At 55.8% G+C, this 17,585-nt stretch carries 17 protein-coding genes; 10 read left to right on the forward strand and 7 right to left on the reverse strand.

Going from position 1 to position 17,585, the window contains the following annotated elements; all coding sequences use genetic code 11:
• The first annotated feature begins 33 nt into the window (after positions 1 to 33).
• The 6 genes from murC to lpxC all read left to right on the forward strand — a co-directional run bounded on the left by murC (position 34) and on the right by lpxC (position 6,781).
• A complete protein-coding gene (gene murC / locus WN53_RS12065; RefSeq protein WP_024483525.1) occupies positions 34 to 1,509 on the forward strand; it encodes a UDP-N-acetylmuramate--L-alanine ligase in 1,476 nt (491 codons plus the stop codon).
• A complete protein-coding gene (locus WN53_RS12070) occupies positions 1,502 to 2,422 on the forward strand; it encodes a D-alanine--D-alanine ligase (RefSeq protein WP_024483524.1) in 921 nt (306 codons plus the stop codon). The genes murC and WN53_RS12070 overlap by 8 nt, the downstream gene beginning before the upstream one ends.
• 1 nt (position 2,423) lies before the next feature.
• A complete protein-coding gene (ftsQ, locus tag WN53_RS12075; RefSeq protein ID WP_024483523.1) occupies positions 2,424 to 3,278 on the forward strand; it encodes a cell division protein FtsQ in 855 nt (284 codons plus the stop codon).
• On the forward strand, positions 3,275 to 4,531 hold the full coding sequence (gene ftsA / locus WN53_RS12080; RefSeq protein WP_004950148.1) for a cell division protein FtsA: 1,257 nt from the start codon (positions 3,275 to 3,277) through the stop codon (positions 4,529 to 4,531). Before ftsQ ends, ftsA begins: the two co-directional genes overlap by 4 nt.
• Before the next feature lie 74 nt (positions 4,532 to 4,605).
• Positions 4,606 to 5,760, forward strand: a complete 1,155-nt coding sequence (ftsZ, locus tag WN53_RS12085; protein WP_024483522.1) for a cell division protein FtsZ — start codon at positions 4,606 to 4,608, stop codon at positions 5,758 to 5,760.
• A gap of 103 nt (positions 5,761 to 5,863) precedes the next feature.
• Positions 5,864 to 6,781 (forward strand): UDP-3-O-acyl-N-acetylglucosamine deacetylase, encoded by a 918-nt coding sequence (lpxC, locus tag WN53_RS12090; protein WP_021179330.1) that lies wholly within the window; start codon positions 5,864 to 5,866, stop codon positions 6,779 to 6,781.
• A 16-nt stretch (positions 6,782 to 6,797) separates the two neighbouring features.
• On the opposite strand, the gene WN53_RS12095 is transcribed toward lpxC, so the two are convergent.
• Positions 6,798 to 7,325, reverse strand: coding sequence for a DUF721 domain-containing protein (locus WN53_RS12095; RefSeq protein ID WP_024483521.1), 528 nt, complete (start codon positions 7,323 to 7,325; stop codon positions 6,798 to 6,800).
• Between the two features lie 26 nt (positions 7,326 to 7,351).
• Between WN53_RS12095 and secM the strand changes: the two genes are divergently transcribed.
• The 3 genes from secM to mutT all read left to right on the forward strand — a co-directional run bounded on the left by secM (position 7,352) and on the right by mutT (position 11,197).
• Positions 7,352 to 7,885: a secA translation cis-regulator SecM gene (gene secM, locus WN53_RS12100; RefSeq protein ID WP_024483520.1), complete on the forward strand. Its 534-nt coding sequence runs from the start codon at positions 7,352 to 7,354 to the stop codon at positions 7,883 to 7,885.
• Positions 7,886 to 7,974: 89 nt separating this feature from the next.
• Positions 7,975 to 10,686, forward strand: coding sequence for a preprotein translocase subunit SecA (gene secA, locus WN53_RS12105; RefSeq protein WP_024483519.1), 2,712 nt, complete (start codon positions 7,975 to 7,977; stop codon positions 10,684 to 10,686).
• A 109-nt stretch (positions 10,687 to 10,795) separates the two neighbouring features.
• Positions 10,796 to 11,197 carry an 8-oxo-dGTP diphosphatase MutT gene (gene mutT, locus WN53_RS12110; protein WP_024483518.1) on the forward strand — a complete coding sequence of 134 codons (402 nt, stop codon included), beginning with the start codon at positions 10,796 to 10,798 and terminating at the stop codon, positions 11,195 to 11,197.
• Between the two features lie 41 nt (positions 11,198 to 11,238).
• On the opposite strand, the gene yacG is transcribed toward mutT, so the two are convergent.
• The 3 genes from yacG to coaE are packed head-to-tail and all read right to left on the reverse strand — an operon-like array spanning position 11,239 to position 12,850.
• Positions 11,239 to 11,436, reverse strand: coding sequence for a DNA gyrase inhibitor YacG (yacG, locus tag WN53_RS12115; protein ID WP_235166935.1), 198 nt, complete (start codon positions 11,434 to 11,436; stop codon positions 11,239 to 11,241).
• 41 nt (positions 11,437 to 11,477) lie between these two features.
• Positions 11,478 to 12,230 (reverse strand): cell division protein ZapD, encoded by a 753-nt coding sequence (gene zapD / locus WN53_RS12120; protein ID WP_024483516.1) that lies wholly within the window; start codon positions 12,228 to 12,230, stop codon positions 11,478 to 11,480.
• A complete protein-coding gene (gene coaE, locus WN53_RS12125) occupies positions 12,227 to 12,850 on the reverse strand; it encodes a dephospho-CoA kinase (RefSeq protein WP_024483515.1) in 624 nt (207 codons plus the stop codon). The genes zapD and coaE overlap by 4 nt, the downstream gene beginning before the upstream one ends.
• 362 nt (positions 12,851 to 13,212) lie before the next feature.
• Between coaE and WN53_RS12130 the strand changes: the two genes are divergently transcribed.
• Positions 13,213 to 14,256 (forward strand): GMP reductase, encoded by a 1,044-nt coding sequence (locus tag WN53_RS12130; RefSeq protein WP_021179338.1) that lies wholly within the window; start codon positions 13,213 to 13,215, stop codon positions 14,254 to 14,256.
• Positions 14,257 to 14,321: 65 nt separating this feature from the next.
• On the opposite strand, the gene hofC is transcribed toward WN53_RS12130, so the two are convergent.
• Genes hofC through ppdD form a run of 3 tightly spaced genes read right to left on the reverse strand, consistent with a single transcriptional unit; the run spans position 14,322 to position 17,404 of the window.
• Positions 14,322 to 15,521, reverse strand: coding sequence for a protein transport protein HofC (gene hofC, locus WN53_RS12135; protein ID WP_024483514.1), 1,200 nt, complete (start codon positions 15,519 to 15,521; stop codon positions 14,322 to 14,324).
• Positions 15,518 to 16,954 carry a type II secretion system protein GspE gene (gene gspE / locus WN53_RS12140; protein ID WP_024483513.1) on the reverse strand — a complete coding sequence of 479 codons (1,437 nt, stop codon included), beginning with the start codon at positions 16,952 to 16,954 and terminating at the stop codon, positions 15,518 to 15,520. The genes hofC and gspE overlap by 4 nt, the downstream gene beginning before the upstream one ends.
• Positions 16,955 to 16,966: 12 nt before the next feature.
• Positions 16,967 to 17,404, reverse strand: coding sequence for a prepilin peptidase-dependent pilin (ppdD, locus tag WN53_RS12145; protein ID WP_024483512.1), 438 nt, complete (start codon positions 17,402 to 17,404; stop codon positions 16,967 to 16,969).
• Positions 17,405 to 17,585: the final 181 nt, after the last annotated feature.

Below are 17,585 nucleotides of genomic sequence, written 5' to 3' on the forward strand. Positions count from 1 at the left end.
TGAGCTAAATCGAACCTGATAGATAGAGAAGTGATGAATACACAACAATTGGCGAAACTACGTACTTTCGTGCCCGAGATGCGACGCGTCCGGCACATTCACTTTGTTGGCATCGGTGGTGCCGGCATGGGTGGTATCGCCGAGGTGTTGGCCAACGAGGGTTATCAGATCAGCGGTTCAGACCTGGCACCGAACCCGGTCACCCAGCAGTTGAGCGAGCTTGGGGCAACGATTTACTTTCATCACCGCCCGGAAAACGTGCTGGATGCCAGCGTGGTAGTGGTGTCGACCGCTATCCCGGCAGACAACCCGGAGATCGTCGCAGCCCGTGAGGCGCGCATTCCGGTGATCCAGCGGGCAGAAATGCTGGCCGAGCTGATGCGCTATCGCCATGGCATTGCCATCGCCGGTACGCACGGCAAAACCACCACCACGGCGATGGTGTCCAGCATTTATGCCGAAGCCGGTCTTGACCCAACGTTTGTTAACGGTGGGCTGGTGAAGGCGGCGGGTACCCACGCACGTTTGGGTTCTAGCCGTTACCTGATTGCGGAAGCGGATGAGAGCGACGCGTCGTTCCTGCATTTGCAACCGATGGTGGCGATTGTCACCAACATCGAAGCCGACCATATGGATACCTACCATGGCGACTTCGAGAATTTGAAGCAGACGTTTATCACCTTCCTGCATAACCTGCCGTTCTACGGTCGTGCGGTAATGTGCATCGACGATCCGGTCGTGCGTGAGTTGTTGCCGCGCGTGGGTCGCCATATCACCACCTACGGCTTTAGCGAGGATGCGGATGTGCGCATCGAGAGCTATAGCCAGATCGGGCCGCAGGGGCACTTTACCCTGAGCCGTCAGGACAAGCCATTGATGACGGTGACCCTGAATGCACCGGGCCGCCATAACGCCTTGAACGCGGCGGCGGCGGTTGCCGTGGCGACGGAAGAAGGCATTGACGACGAAGCCATTCTGCGTGCGCTGGCCGGTTTCCAGGGGACGGGGCGTCGCTTCGATTTCCTGGGGGAATTCCCACTGGCTGCGGTGAACGAAAAACAGGGTAGTGCCATGTTGGTGGACGATTATGGCCACCACCCAACGGAAGTGGATGCGACCATCAAGGCCGCGCGTGCCGGTTGGCCAACCAAGCGGGTGGTGATGATCTTCCAGCCGCACCGCTATACCCGTACTCGCGATCTGTATGACGATTTCGCCAACGTATTGTCGCAGGTTGACGTGTTGCTGATGCTGGATGTCTATCCGGCGGGTGAAGCTCCGATCCCTGGCGCTGATAGCCGTAGCCTGTGCCGTACCATTCGCAATCGCGGCAAACTGGATCCGATCCTGGTGTCCGATGCGGATACCGTGCCAACGCTGTTGGCGCAGCTGTTGCAAGGGGACGACCTGGTGCTGGTGCAAGGGGCCGGCAATGTCGGTAAAATCGCGCGCCGGCTGGCTGAACTAAAACTGCAACCACAGATCAAAGAGGAGGATCATCATGGCTGATAAAGTCGCCGTATTGCTGGGTGGTACCTCCGCAGAACGTGAAGTTTCACTGCAATCTGGCGCGGCCGTGCTGGCCGGGTTGCGAGAAGCGGGCATTGATGCACATGGCATCGACACCCGTGACTTCCCTGTCACCGAACTGAAAGCGCAGGGGTTCACCAAAGTGTTCATCGCGCTGCACGGGCGTGGCGGTGAAGATGGTACATTGCAAGGCCTGCTGGAGTTTTTGCAGTTGCCTTATACCGGCAGCGGCGTGATGGCTTCGGCGCTGACCATGGATAAATGGCGCAGCAAAATGGTGTGGCAGTCGATGGGGCTGCCAGTGGCGCCTTACGTGGCGCTGAGCCGCCGCCAGTATCTGGGCGACGATCGGCAAAGCCAACTGGCTGCCATTGAAGCTCTGGGATTACCGCTGATTGTGAAGCCAAGCCGCGAAGGTTCCAGCGTTGGCATGAGCAAAGTGACCGAACGCGCAGCCCTGGAAGGGGCGTTGGAAGAAGCGTTCCGTCATGATGAGGATGTGCTGGTAGAGAAATGGCTCAGCGGTCCGGAATACACCGTGGCGATCCTGGGTGACAAGGTGCTGCCTTCCATTCGTATTCAGCCCGCTGGCGTGTTTTACGATTACCAGGCCAAATATATTTCCGACGATACGCAGTATTTTTGCCCGAGCGGCCTGGATGCACAGCAGGAAGCCGCTATGGCTGCGCTGGCACTGCGGGCCTACCGTGGGCTGGATTGCAGCGGCTGGGGGCGTGTTGATGTCATGCAAGACAGCGATGGCAGCTTCTACCTACTGGAAGCGAACACTTCACCGGGCATGACCAGCCACAGTCTGGTCCCGATGGCGGCCCGGCAGTCCGGATTAACTTTCTCGCAGTTGGTTGCGGGAATTCTGGCGTTGGCTGACTGAGATGTCGCAAGCGGCTCTGAATGCACGCGATCGCGAGGCGGATAACGGCCCACGCCGCAGCAATGGTACCCAACTGGCAGGGGTAATTTTCCTGCTGATGGTGTTAGGCACCATCCTGTGGTGCGGCTGGGTAGTGGTAGGTTGGATGCAAGATGCCAGCCGTTTGCCGCTCTCAAGGCTGGTATTGACCGGTGAACGCCATTTCACCACTAACGACGATGTTCGCCAGGCGATCTTGGCTTTGGGAGCACCGGGCACCTTTATGACGCAGGATGTGGACATCATCCAGCAGCAGATCGAGCGTCTGCCGTGGGTCAAGCAGGCCAGCGTACGTAAACAGTGGCCGGATGAGCTGAAAATCCACCTGGTGGAGTATGTCCCGGTGGCGCATTGGAATGATTTGCACATGGTTGATGCCGAGGGCAAGTCGTTCAGCATTCCGGCGCAGCGTTTGGGCAATCAGAAATTACCGTTGCTCTATGGTCCGGAAGGCAGCGAACAGGATGTTCTGGAAGGTTACCGCGCGATGAACGGCGTGCTGGCAGCCAGCAAGTACCAGCTTAAGATGGCGTCCATGACGGCCCGCCATTCGTGGCAGTTGGCTTTGGATAACGATGTTCGGCTGGAACTGGGACGTGACGATCGCATGGGTCGCTTGCAACGCTTCATCGGGCTTTATCCGGTGCTGTTGCAGCAGGCGCAGGCGGAAAACAAGCGCGTCAGCTATGTCGATTTACGCTATGACTCCGGTGCCTCAGTCGGCTGGGCTCCGGCGTTTATCGACCCGCAGGCAGCCATGGGCGATCGACCAAACAGTAATCAGCAACAGAATCAGGCACAGGCAAAACAACAATGATCAAGTCGACGGACAGAAAACTGGTAGTTGGACTGGAGATCGGTACCGCAAAAGTCTCCGCATTGGTGGGGGAAGTTTTGCCCGATGGCATGGTCAACATTATCGGGGTGGGCAGTTGCCCGTCTCGCGGTATGGATAAGGGTGGCGTTAACGATCTGGAATCGGTAGTCAAGTGCGTACAGCGCGCTATCGATCAGGCCGAACTGATGGCGGATTGTCAGATTTCTTCGGTTTACCTGGCCTTGTCGGGTAAGCATATCAGCTGTCAGAACGAGATCGGGATGGTGCCGATCTCCGAAGAGGAAGTGACGCAGGAAGACGTGGAGAACGTGGTGCATACCGCCAAGTCGGTGCGTGTGCGTGACGAACACCGCATCCTGCACGTTATCCCTCAGGAATATGCCATCGACTATCAGGAAGGCATCAAAAACCCGGTTGGGTTATCCGGCGTGCGTATGCAGGCCAAGGTGCACCTGATCACCTGCCATAACGATATGGCCAAGAACATTGTCAAAGCAGTAGAACGTTGTGGTCTGAAAGTGGACCAACTGATTTTCGCCGGTCTGGCCGCCAGTTATGCGGTGCTGACCGAAGATGAGCGCGAGCTCGGCGTCTGTGTGGTAGATATCGGCGGGGGCACCATGGATATGGCGGTGTATACCGGCGGTGCTCTGCGCCACACCAAAGTGATCCCTTACGCCGGGAACGTGGTCACCAGCGATATCGCCTACGCCTTCGGCACGCCGCCGACCGACGCGGAAGCGATTAAAGTTCGACACGGTTGTGCACTTGGGTCGATTGTTAGCAAGGATGAAAGTGTTGAGGTTCCTAGCGTGGGGGGAAGGCCTCCTCGGAGTCTGCAAAGACAGACATTGGCTGAAGTGATTGAGCCGCGCTACACCGAACTGTTGAATCTGGTTAACGATGAAATATTGCAATTGCAGGAGCAACTGCGTCAGCAAGGGGTGAAGCATCATCTGGCAGCGGGTATTGTGCTGACCGGCGGTGCCGCCCAGATTGATGGCCTGGCAGCCTGTGCGCAACGGGTATTCCATACCCAGGTACGCATCGGCCAACCCTTGAACATCACGGGTCTGACGGATTACGCGCAAGAGCCTTACTATTCTACAGCGGTCGGGCTACTGCACTATGGTAAAGAGTCTCACCTGAGCGGTGAGGCAGAAGTAGAAAAACGCGCCTCGGTGGGCAATTGGTTTAAACGCATCAATAGCTGGCTGAGAAAAGAGTTTTAATGTTTAGACAAAGAGATCATGCTGAGTAATCTTTTTATGATCTCGCAGCGACAGGCACAAAACGGAGAGAAACTATGTTTGAACCAATGGAACTAACCAATGACGCGGTGATTAAAGTCATCGGCGTCGGCGGTGGCGGTGGCAATGCCGTTGAACACATGGTGCGCGAGCGCATCGAAGGTGTTGAATTCTTCGCCGTTAATACAGACGCTCAGGCGCTGCGTAAAACGGCAGTTGGCCAAACCATCCAGATTGGTAGCGGTATTACCAAAGGTCTGGGTGCAGGCGCGAACCCGGAAGTGGGTCGTAATTCAGCGGAAGAAGACCGTGAAGCCCTGCGCGCCGCCCTGGAAGGTGCAGACATGGTCTTCATCGCGGCCGGCATGGGTGGCGGTACCGGTACCGGTGCTGCACCAGTGGTGGCAGAAGTCGCAAAAGATCTGGGTATTCTGACCGTGGCCGTGGTGACCAAGCCTTTCAACTTTGAAGGCAAGAAGCGCATGGCATTCGCGGAGCAGGGTATCGCCGAGCTGTCCAAGCACGTGGACTCGCTGATCACCATCCCGAACGACAAGTTGCTGAAAGTTCTGGGCCGTGGCATTTCTCTGCTGGACGCGTTCGGCGCGGCCAACGACGTGCTGAAAGGCGCCGTGCAGGGTATTGCCGAACTGATCACCCGTCCAGGCCTGATGAACGTCGACTTTGCTGACGTTCGCACCGTGATGTCCGAAATGGGCTACGCGATGATGGGTTCTGGCGTTGCCTGTGGCGAAGACCGTGCCGAAGAAGCGGCGGAAATGGCGATCTCCAGCCCACTGCTGGAAGATATCGACCTGTCCGGCGCCCGTGGCGTGCTGGTCAACATCACCGCTGGCTTCGACCTGCGTCTGGATGAGTTCGAAACCGTGGGTAACACCATTCGTGCTTTCGCTTCCGACAATGCGACCGTGGTAATCGGTACCTCGCTGGATCCGGAAATGAACGACGAACTGCGCGTGACCGTAGTTGCGACCGGCATCGGTATGGACAAACGTCCTGAAATCACCCTGGTAACCAATAAACAGGCCAGCCAGCCAGTGATGGATCACCGTTACCAGCAGCATGGTATGTCACCGCTGCAGCAGGAAGTGAAACCTGCCGCCAAGGTGGTGAACGATCAGAGCGCGCAACCAAACAAAGAGCCTGATTATCTGGATATCCCGGCCTTCTTGCGTAAGCAGGCAGACTAGGAATAAGCTGATAATTTGGAATCTCCGCTCTTTGTGCTAAACTGTCCCGCCAGCCTTGCTGTATGCTGGGCTGGTTGGATTGATAACATTGCGAGATAAAACGATGATCAAACAAAGGACATTAAAACGTATTGTGCAGGCGACTGGTGTCGGTTTACATACCGGCAAGAAAGTCACGCTGACAATGCGCCCAGCGTCGGCTAATACCGGGGTCATCTATCGTCGCACTGACTTGAATCCACCGGTTGATTTCCCGGCTGATGCAAAATCCGTGCGTGATACCATGCTCTGTACTTGCCTGGTGAATGAGTCAGACGTGCGTATTTCCACCGTTGAGCATCTTAATGCTGCGTTGGCGGGCTTGGGTATCGACAACATCATTATTGAAGTTGACGCTGCCGAAATCCCGATCATGGACGGTAGTGCCAGCCCGTTTGTCTATCTGTTGCTGGATGCCGGCATCGAAGAGCTGAACTCGGCGAAGAAATTCCTGCGTCTGAAAGACACTGTACGCGTTGAAGATGGCGACAAGTGGGCAGAGCTGTCCCCGCATAACGGGTTCCGCCTGGACTTCACCATCGACTTCAACCACCCGGCGATTGATGCCAGTACCCAACGCTATCGTCTGGATTTCTCAGCCGATTCGTTCGTACGCCAAATCAGCCGTGCGCGTACCTTCGGTTTCATGCGTGATATCGAGTATCTGCAGTCCCGTGGCCTGGCCCTGGGCGGCAGCTTCGATTGCGCGATTGTGGTGGATGACTATCGTGTCCTCAACGAAGACGGCCTGCGCTTCGAAGACGAATTCGTACGCCACAAAATGCTGGATGCCATCGGCGATCTGTTCATGTGCGGCCATAACATCATTGGCGCGTTCACCGCGTACAAATCAGGCCATGCGCTGAACAACAAGCTGCTGCAAGCCGTGCTGGCGAAACAGGAAGCTTGGGAATTCGTGACATTCCAGGATGAAGCCGAAATGCCGTTGGCATTCAAGGCTCCGTCAACCGTACTGGCCTAAGCTGCCAAGACGTCAATTACTTATCACGACCGGTCTCGTTGGCTCTCTCTCCTGCCAACGCGGCCAGTCGTTCTAATATCTTGCGCAATTTTTCTGGGCTCTGCGCCGCCAATCCCCGTAATGCATCCGCACTTTCCAGGCTCAAATGACGCATAGGCACCTCTGCCTGCTGGCCATTTTCCGTACTTTTGCCGTGGTTTTGTACCTGGCTGCTGCCTTTTGCCATCAACGAGGGATTAATCCTGATGTCGATTGACGACAAAGATGGTAGAATTTGCGCTCGTAGTGCGGATAGCAGGCTGGGTTGTTCATAGCGTAAGCGCATCATCCAACTGGCATTGGCGGTTTCCAGCACTAAAATACCCTGTCTGAAGTTGGCGACACGGCACCAAGGGTGCAACTGAGCGGGCAATAACCCCTTCACGGCACGATTGAGTTTCAGTAGCGCGGTAGCGCGTTGCTGAACGTTATGCAGCGGTCCTTTTTCTGTTGCTGACGCGTCGTCAAACAGGATATCTAATAATTGTGGACGGCTATCGCGCATAATGGGCTCCGGCGGATAATAAACACGTGATCGGTATTCTAAATCGTTGGCGACAATTTGGCAGACGTTATTTCTGGCCTCATCTCCTGTTGGGGATGGTAGCGGCCACGCTTGGCGTACCGCAAAATCTGTCCGGCACCGTCGATCAAAGCGCATTACCGAGCACCTCGTCCAGTCTTAACCGGCAAAATTCCGTCAGTCACGCCTTTAACAGCCTGGCGTTACTGCAAGAAGTGCATCGTCGCCCAACGTTTAACGTTGATTACTGGCACCAGCATGCGCTTCGAACCGTCATCCGTCACCTCTCTTTTGCTTTGGCGCCTCAGGCCGTCTATGCCCGGGTGCAAGAAGCGGAGACCGTTGCGGTTGAACCTCCATTACAGGTGGCTCAGCTTGCTCTGCTCTCCACGCTCAATGCGCTACTGACGCACGAGCCAAAACCACCGACTATCATTCGTGATACCCATCACCCCATCGTTCCTTCTTTGGCGCAGCATCAGGCCGGGCTGTGGCTCGCTCAGGTGCAAGGTATTCGCGCCGGGCCTGCAGCCCTCGGCTAATCTTTGCCCTCAGGGCAGCAAAAAAACAAACAACACAACAGCTTGTTGACGGCCATTATGGTGTCGTCGCGTAAGAGATATAAAGAATCATGTTAATCAAACTATTGACCAAAGTTTTTGGTAGCAGCAACGATCGTACCCTGCGCCGCATGCGCAAAGCGGTTGAGATGATCAACCGTATGGAACCAGACATGGAAAAACTGTCTGATAGCGAACTGCAGGCCAAGACCGATGAGTTCCGCGCGCGTCTGAAAAAGGGCGAAGTGCTGGAAAGCCTGATCCCGGAAGCCTTCGCCGTAGTGCGTGAGGCCAGTAAGCGAGTCTTCGGCATGCGTCACTTCGACGTACAGCTGCTGGGCGGGATGGTGCTCAACGACCGCTGTATCGCCGAGATGCGTACCGGTGAAGGTAAAACCCTGACCGCAACCCTGCCTGCCTATCTGAACGCCCTGAGCGGCCGTGGCGTGCACGTGGTTACCGTCAACGACTACCTGGCCCAGCGTGACGCCGAAAACAACCGTCCGTTGTTCGAGTTCCTGGGGTTGAGCGTGGGTATCAACCTGCCTGGCATGCCTGCTCCGGCCAAGCGTGAAGCTTATGCTGCAGATATCACTTACGGTACCAATAACGAATACGGCTTTGACTACCTGCGTGACAACATGGCGTTCAGCCCGGAAGAGCGCGTACAGCGTAAGCTGCACTATGCGCTGGTGGATGAGGTTGACTCCATCCTGATCGACGAAGCGCGTACGCCGCTGATCATCTCCGGCCCGGCCGAAGACAGCTCAGAGATGTATAAGCGTGTTAACAAGCTGATCCCACAGCTGATCCGTCAGGAAAAAGAAGACTCCGACACCTTCCAGGGTGAAGGGCACTTCTCAGTCGATGAAAAAGCGCGCCAGGTGCACCTGACCGAACGCGGCCTGATCATGATCGAAGAGATGCTGATGGAAGCGGGCATCATGGATGAGGGCGAATCGCTGTATTCACCAACCAACATCATGCTGATGCACCACGTCACCGCCGCGCTGCGTGCCCACGTGCTGTTCACCCGCGACGTTGACTATATCGTTAAAGACGGTGAAGTCATTATCGTTGACGAACATACCGGCCGTACCATGCAGGGCCGCCGCTGGTCCGACGGTCTGCACCAGGCGGTAGAAGCCAAAGAAGGCGTAGAGATCCAGAACGAGAACCAGACGCTGGCTTCGATCACCTTCCAGAACTACTTCCGTCTCTACGAGAAGCTGGCCGGGATGACCGGTACAGCGGACACCGAAGCCTTCGAATTCAGCTCCATCTACAAGCTCGATACCATCGTGGTGCCGACCAACCGCCCAATGATCCGTAAAGATATGCCGGATCTGGTCTACATGACCGAAAAAGAGAAGATCGCGGCGATCATCGAAGATATCCGTGAGCGTACTGCCAACGGCCAGCCTGTGCTGGTGGGGACCATCTCGATTGAGAAATCCGAAGTGGTTTCCCGTGAGCTGACCAAGGCAGGGATCGAACACAAGGTTCTGAACGCCAAATTCCACGCCATGGAAGCGGATATTGTGGCCAATGCGGGTCAGACTGCCGCAGTAACCATCGCCACCAACATGGCCGGTCGTGGTACCGATATCGTGTTGGGCGGCAGCTGGCAGAGTGAACTCTCCCATCTGGAAGAGCCGACGGAAGAGCAGATTGCCGAAATTAAAGCGGCCTGGAAAATTCGTCACGACGCCGTACTGGCCGCTGGTGGCCTGCACATTATCGGTACCGAACGTCACGAATCACGCCGTATCGACAACCAGTTGCGTGGCCGTTCTGGCCGTCAGGGTGATGCCGGTTCTTCCCGCTTCTACCTGTCAATGGAAGATGCGCTGATGCGTATTTTCGCCTCGGATCGTGTTTCTGGCATGATGCGTAAACTGGGTATGAAGGATGGCGAAGCCATCGAGCACCCGTGGGTCACCAAAGCCATTGCCAATGCGCAACGCAAGGTTGAAAGCCGTAACTTCGATATTCGTAAGCAACTGCTGGAATATGATGATGTGGCCAACGATCAGCGCCGTGCGATCTACAGCCAGCGTAACGAATTGCTCGACGTGTCCGATGTGAGCGAAACCATCAACAGCATCCGTGAAGACGTGTTCAAAACCACCATCGACAGCTACATTCCGCCGCAGTCGCTGGAAGAAATGTGGGACGTGAAAGGGCTGGAAGAACGCCTGAAAAACGACTTCGATCTGGATATGCCGATCGCCGAGTGGTTGGATAAAGAGCCTGAGCTGCACGAAGAAACGCTGCGTGAGCGCATCATGGCGAAGGCGAAGGAAGATTACCTGCGCAAAGAAGAGGTTGTTGGCGCCGAAATGATGCGCAACTTCGAAAAAGGCGTGATGCTGCAGACGCTGGATTCCCTGTGGAAAGAGCACCTGGCGGCGATGGATTACCTGCGTCAGGGTATCCACCTGCGTGGCTATGCGCAAAAAGATCCGAAGCAGGAATACAAGCGTGAGTCCTTCAACATGTTTGCCACCATGCTGGAATCGCTGAAATATGAAGTGATCAGCGTGTTGAGCAAGGTTCAGGTACGCATGCCGGAAGAGGTTGAAGCCCTGGAGCTGCAACGTCGTGAAGAGGCAGAGCGTCTGGCACGCCAGCAACAGCTGAGCCACCAGGAAGAAAATGCCCTGGCGGTCACCGATCCGAACGCTCCGGCTGTCGCCGAACGTAAAGTAGGGCGTAACGATCCTTGCCCATGCGGTTCCGGTAAGAAATACAAGCAGTGCCACGGCCGCTTGCAAAAGTAAGCCGGGTCACAACATAGGGGCGCCGCCTGCTGCGCCCTTGTATATGACATCAGTCGAAGGGCTCAGCATGCTGAGCCCTTTTTTTAAGTGGTAACATCTGGAGGATGCGATGAAGCACCTGAACATCGCCGTAGGGATTATCCGTAACCCGCAGCAGGAAATCTTTATCACACGCCGCGCTGCGGATTCGCATATGGCCGGCTTTTGGGAATTCCCTGGCGGCAAGATTGAGCAGGGCGAAACGCCAGAGCAGGCATTAGGCCGCGAGTTGCTGGAAGAAACCGGGATCCACGCCAATCAGGCACGGTTACTGGAAGTGCTGGAGCACCGCTTTACCGATCGGATCGTGACGCTGAATTTCTATCTGGTAGAGGATTGGAAGGGCGAGCCCTATGGCCGTGAAGGCCAGCCGATGCGCTGGGTGAAACAGGCCGACCTGCGCGAGGAAGAGTTCCCCGAAGCCAACGTCAGTATCATTAGACTGTTGGTGGCGCAGGCCAGTGCCGCGTAATGCATTTTAGGCCTGGCAGCGCCAGGCCTAATGACGTCGTTTTAACTATCCTTATCCTCTTCACTCCAATCTTCGCTTTCATTCAGCTCATTATTGCTGGGAATGCGTTTCTCTTCATCGGCCCATTCACCGAGATCGATCAACTGGCAGCGCTTGCAGCAGAACGGGCGATACGGGCTGACTTCACCCCAAACCACGCCTTTGCCACAGGTTGGGCATTTTACTACGGTCATATTCATTCCTTTCTCCCTCGGATAGTTAAAGGGGGTAATTCAGTGTGTTAGCAGCAGGCCAGCTCAAAGGTAAGACGCTCCGGCACTGTGCCGTTTTCGCTGTCTAGCGGCAGGAAACGGATGGCATAGCGCGTCTTGTGGCCGGAAATCTGCGGGTAAAGCTGGTAAGCCAGATTAATACGCAAGCGTAACAGATCTGCCCCTTCGGCGTTATCCTGGAAGAAGCCGTTGAGGCTGATCTGATTACGAAACGGCCCGGCCTGGCGCACCAGATCCAACACGATGGTCAGCGCCTGATTCAAGGGTTCGAGGGTTTGCAACCACTCTGCCACGTCCGCATCACGTTCATGCTGCGCTACGTGCATCCACATATGCAGCGTAGGCAAATCAAAGCTGCAACAACCGCCAGGGATGCTCAGACGTTGGCGAACCAGGCTAATCAGCCGGTCTTCACGCAGCGCCTGGCCCATACGCGGGGCAGACATCAGCGCAGATGCACAGCCTTTCAGCTGGCTGCGTAGCTGATTGACCACCGAGATATCCACACCGGGCAATTCTGCCCACTGCAGTAATTTTTGCTGCTGGCGTTCCAGCTCTTTGAGCAGTTCGGTGCGTACTTCGCCACGTTCCAATACGTCCAGCAGGTCCGCAACGGTACGGAAAAAGGTCAGGGCGATAGCGGTTTCGCTCAGTGCTCTTTGGCCATGCAGTTGTTGTAATAAAAACTCGATCCGCAGCCAGGTGCGCATTTTTTCGTTTAACGGGTGTTCAAAGAGAACGGTCGGGGAAGCGTCACTCATTCGGTGTGATCCTGTCGGGTCGCTGAGGTTGCCAGCTCAAGATAGTGTTGATGCAATGCGGCGACATGGGATTCAATTCCTTGTGCGCTACCGCTATTGTCAATTACGTCATCCGCCACGGCCAGACGTTGTTCGCGCGTGGCCTGTGCAGACAGAATATTCAGTGCCTGCTGACGGCTGATGCCGTCGCGGGCCATGGTTCTGGCTAATTGTGTTTCGCTGTCGACATCCACCACTAAAACGCGGTCGGCACGATCCTGCAGGCCGTTTTCTACCAGCAAGGGGACTACCCATAGTACGTAACAACTCTGGGCGTTGGCTAGTTGGCGTTGCGTTTCCCGCTGGATCTGCGGGTGCAGCAACTGGTTTAGCCAGCGCTTTTCGTCGGGATCGCTGAAGATCCTCTGACGCAAAGCCGCACGGTTGAGGGATCCGTCCATCAGCAACATTTCATTACCAAAATGTGCTGCAATGGCGTCCAATGCCGGGGTTCCAGGCTCAACCACCTGGCGAGCAATGATATCCGCATCCACAATGGCCACGCCAAAACGTGCAAAGGCGTTGGCAACGGTGGACTTACCGCTGCCGATACCGCCGGTTAATGCAACAGTGTAGGACATGGCCGAAGGGATCCTGATATTCACCAAAAATTATAAACGAATCATAAAGCGATCGCGCAGAAGTGCAAGCGGGTGCGTGTGACTTGCCCTGCGCCTGGTGTTTTGAGAGGGGTAATTTGAGCCGCGGGATTGGGAAAATGAGGCGGCAATCACATTGGGATGTCACAGGTAAATTTGTGGGATTGTACCGTAAATAAAGGCGAAATCGCAGTCTTGCCGAGCGATTATTAGTGCGTATGATAACACCACTGGAACTGGCAATAACAATACCCGCCGCCTTTCAAGGTAAAACTTGAAATTCATAGGGTAGTGGTTCGAAATCCCCTTGCGATCCGTCGCCAAAAACCAGGAAATCATAAGTCATGCGTATTGAAGAAGATTTGAAGTTAGGCTTTAAAGATGTGTTGATCCGCCCAAAGCGTTCCACGCTGAAAAGCCGCTCGGAAGTTGAACTGGAGCGCCAGTTTACCTTCAAACATTCAGGTTACAACTGGTCCGGTGTGCCGATTATTGCCGCCAATATGGATACGGTTGGCACCTTCCGCATGGCCGAGGCCCTGGCAACCTTCGACGTTCTCACCGCCGTTCATAAACACTACACCGTTGAGCAATGGGCCGAGTTTGTTCAGCGCTCGTCCGACTCCGTGTTGCGTCATGTGATGGTGTCTACCGGTACTTCTGAAGCCGACTTCGTCAAGATGAAGCAGATCCTGGCACTTTCCCCAGCGTTGAAGTTTATCTGCATCGACGTGGCCAACGGCTATTCCGAACACTTTGTTGCCTTCCTGAAAAAAGCCCGTGAAGCTTGCCCTAGCCATGTGATCTGCGCGGGTAACGTGGTTACCGGTGAAATGGTGGAAGAGCTGGTGCTGTCCGGTGCCGACATCGTCAAGGTCGGGATTGGTCCTGGTTCGGTCTGTACCACCCGTGTGAAAACTGGCGTGGGCTATCCGCAGCTTTCCGCGGTGATCGAATGTGCCGATGCCGCACACGGTCTGGGCGGGCAGATTGTCAGTGATGGCGGTTGTTCTGTACCGGGTGATGTAGCAAAAGCCTTCGGCGGCGGCGCAGACTTTGTCATGCTGGGTGGGATGTTGGCCGGGCACGACGAATGTGAAGGCACCGTGGTGGAAGAGAACGGTGAGAAATTCATGCTGTTCTACGGTATGAGCTCAGAGTCTGCCATGAAACGCCATGTGGGCGGGGTAGCCGGCTACCGTGCTGCGGAAGGTAAAACCGTCAAGCTGCCGCTGCGTGGTGAAGTCGAGTTTACCGTGCGCGATATCCTCGGTGGCCTGCGTTCTGCCTGTACTTATGTGGGCGCAGAGCGCCTGAAAGAGCTGACCAAACGCACCACCTTTATCCGCGTTGCGGAGCAGGAAAACCGCGTTTTCGGCAGCAAATAATTGCCTGACCTGGTAGGGGCGCAGCAATGCTGTGCCCGTATCAAACAGGGCGAAAATTGAAAGCATTATCCCAATACATTCCCCAATTGGAATATCGGCAAATACATCGCGATCACCAACGTACCTACAATCCCGCCAACCACTATCATCAACAACGGCTCCAGCGTTTGTGCCAGCGTATCGGCGAGCTCATAGGTCTGTTGTTCGTGCCAAAGCGCCAGCTTGTCCAACAGGATATCGAGCGTGCCGGACTCTTCTCCCACCCGCACTAATTGCTGGCATAGCGAAGGAAACAGCGGTTGTTGAGCTAGCGCGCTGTGGAAGGGATACCCTTGCGAGAGCTGCTGTTCGATCGCCGTCAGCGCCTGGCAATAAAACACAATATTCACCGATAGCTTCGCGGCGCTTAGCCCTGCCACCAGCGTCAATCCTGCCTGCTGTGTCATGGCCAGAATACGGAACACCTGGCTCAGGCAATTGCCCTTGACCAACGAGGCAATCAACGGGATGCGTAGCAGCATCGCCTGCTCACGTTGCTGCCAATTTGTTAACGGATGCAACCTGCGCCAATAAAATCCTGCCAGCCCAGCCACTGTGAGCAATAGATAAGGCCCGGTAGCGATCAATGCGCCGGACAGTGCCAGCAGCCCTTGAGTAAACCAGGGCAACGGGGCGTCGAATGATTGATAAATCTTGGCAAACTCCGGCAGCACCATCACCAACATCAGAATGGTGACTGAAATGGCCACCAGGCAGATAAACAGCGGGTAGCGCAGCGCCTTCAGCACCTTTTTCTGTAGCCTTTGCTGGGCTTCCTGTTGCTGTGCCAACTGTAGGCAGCAGCGATCCAGATTGCCCGTCAATTCGCCGATGGCGATCAGTTGGCGGTAGATTAGGGGGAATACGCGATGTTGATCTGCAATCACTTCGGAAAAGGGCTGCCCCATCGCCACGCTATTGCTGATTTCCAGCAACAGACAGCGCCAGGCTGCCGACTGATGCTCCTGAGCCAGCAACTGTAGGCTGTTGACCAGCGGTAACCCGGCTTGCAACAAGGTAGCCAACTGACGGGTGAATTGGATCATTGGCTCGCCACGCCATTGACGTGCAGAGATCCGTTTCCCCGCCCCCAGTTGGTAAGGCTGCAATCCTTGCTCCAGCAAATGCTGATAGACCTGGTTTTTCTCCTCCGCCAGCAGTTCGCCATGGCGAATTCCACCTTGGCTGTCGATGGCTTGCCAAGCAAACAGACGGCGAGTTTTCATGCTGTGCTCTCACCCTGTGTGGTCACCCCGACCACGCGGTACAGTTCCTCCAGCGAGGTTATCCCCTGGGCGACCAGCTCCAGGCCCGCTTGCAACAGCGTTGTTTGACCCTGCTGCTGTGCGATATCGGCTAACTGGATCACCGAGGCATTTTGCATCAGGGCATTTTGGATTTCGGGCGTGATCTTCAGCAGTTCGTAAACGCCGATCCGGCCGTAATAACCGCCAAAGCAATGCTCACAGCCGGCCGCGCGCCACGGGATCAGGGGTTCCGGCCAAATGGTGGCCGGGAAGTGCAGGATCTCAACTTGTGGATAGCGGCAATGGGGGCACAAACGCCGCACCAGGCGTTGGGCGATCACCAGTTTCAGGCAGGCCGCCAGCAGGTAACCGGGAATGCCCATTTGGGTCAGGCGGGTCAGCGTTTCGCAGGTGGAGTTGGTGTGCAGGGTCGATAGCACCAAATGCCCGGTTTGTGCCGCCTTGACGGCAATTTCTGCCGTTTCTTTATCGCGGATCTCGCCGATCATGATGACATCCGGATCCTGGCGCAGCAGGGCCCGTAACACGCGAGCGAAGTCCAGATCGGTTTTGCTGTTGATCTGCGTCTGGTTAATGCCGAACACCGGGATCTCGATAGGATCTTCAACACTGCACAGGTTGCTCTGTGCATCGTTCAACTGGCGTAACCCGCTGTACAGCGTCACGGTTTTACCGCTGCCGGTCGGGCCGGTCACCAGGATCATGCCTTGCGGGTTGCAGAGGGCATTGGCATACCACCCAAGTGCTTCCAGGCTCATACCAAGCTGCTCGAGCGGCAGCTCCTGGCGATCGGTTTGCAGGATCCTCAGTACCACCTTTTCGCCGTGCAGCGTGGGTAAGGTGGAGATCCGCATTGAGAAACTGGCATTATCCAGTTGCACGCTGAGTTGGCCGTCCTGTGGCAGGCGGCGCTCGGCGATATCCAGTTGCCCCATGATCTTTAGCCTGGCAGTGATCCTGGCCGCCAGAGAAAAGGGTGGAGAGGCGATTGCCTGCAGCACTCCGTCAATCCTGAGTCTGACGCGGAATCGCTGCTGATAGGGTTCAAAATGCACGTCAGAGGCACGCCGTTGAATGGCGCTACGCAGCGTTTGATTAATAAATTGCACCACCGGCGTGTCGCTATCGTCGTTAAGCGAAGGGGGCCGCTCCTCGGTATTTTCCGGTGGTGGAACCAGAGCGTGGGATTGCCGCTGGTTCTGCGCCTGTTCCAGCCGGGCAACGGGCCATTGCTCAATCCCCACGCTTTTGCCGGTGGCAAAACGCAGAGCGCTCACCAGTGCCGCAGGGATTTCACCATGCAGGGCGATAGTCAGCCGCTGCTCGTCTTCGCTGAGTGCCAGTGCCTGATAGCGTTGGCACAGCGCGTGGATTTCATCGCTGATTTCCATGCCGCCCCTCCTTTACTGCGCTGCATCATCAAAACGGAAAACTTCCTGGCAGGTTTCCTGCAGGCTGGTGTTACTACTGCTGCATTGGCGTGTCCAGCGCATCGGGCCGGTAGCGTCCATTGTGGGAGCCAGCGTCACCGTCAGGCCTTGCAGGCTTTGTGTGCCGACCAGGCTGATGGTTCCCCCTGTGACCTTGATACTGCTGACGTAACGTGTTGTCGCCCCGGCAGGGATCCCTTTGCTGCCAGCATCGCAGCCAGACGGGCCACCGCCTTCCAATGCGCACAATTCAACCGCCATTTTGTACGGCACCATGGCTTGCAACATATCGGTCATGGCGGCCTTCTGGATATAGCGCTGATAGGCGGGAATGCCAATGGCGCTGAGGATGGCGACGATGGCAATAACCACCATTAATTCGATCAGGGTAAAACCGCGTTGTGTTTCCATCTGTTGTTTCCTCCGTGTCATCAGGAGGCAACGTTAAAATGGCTAACAGCGGGTAGCGAGGGAGGAATGCGGATTATGCGTGGCTGTTCCACCACAATACGTCCGTGTTACGCGGCGTTGAAAAATAATGCGTAGTGCATCACAACCGGGAGGAAATGATGCCTGTTTGCGTATTACCTCA

Source organism: Serratia fonticola (assembly GCF_001006005.1).
Lineage (GTDB): Bacteria > Pseudomonadota > Gammaproteobacteria > Enterobacterales > Enterobacteriaceae > Chania > Chania fonticola.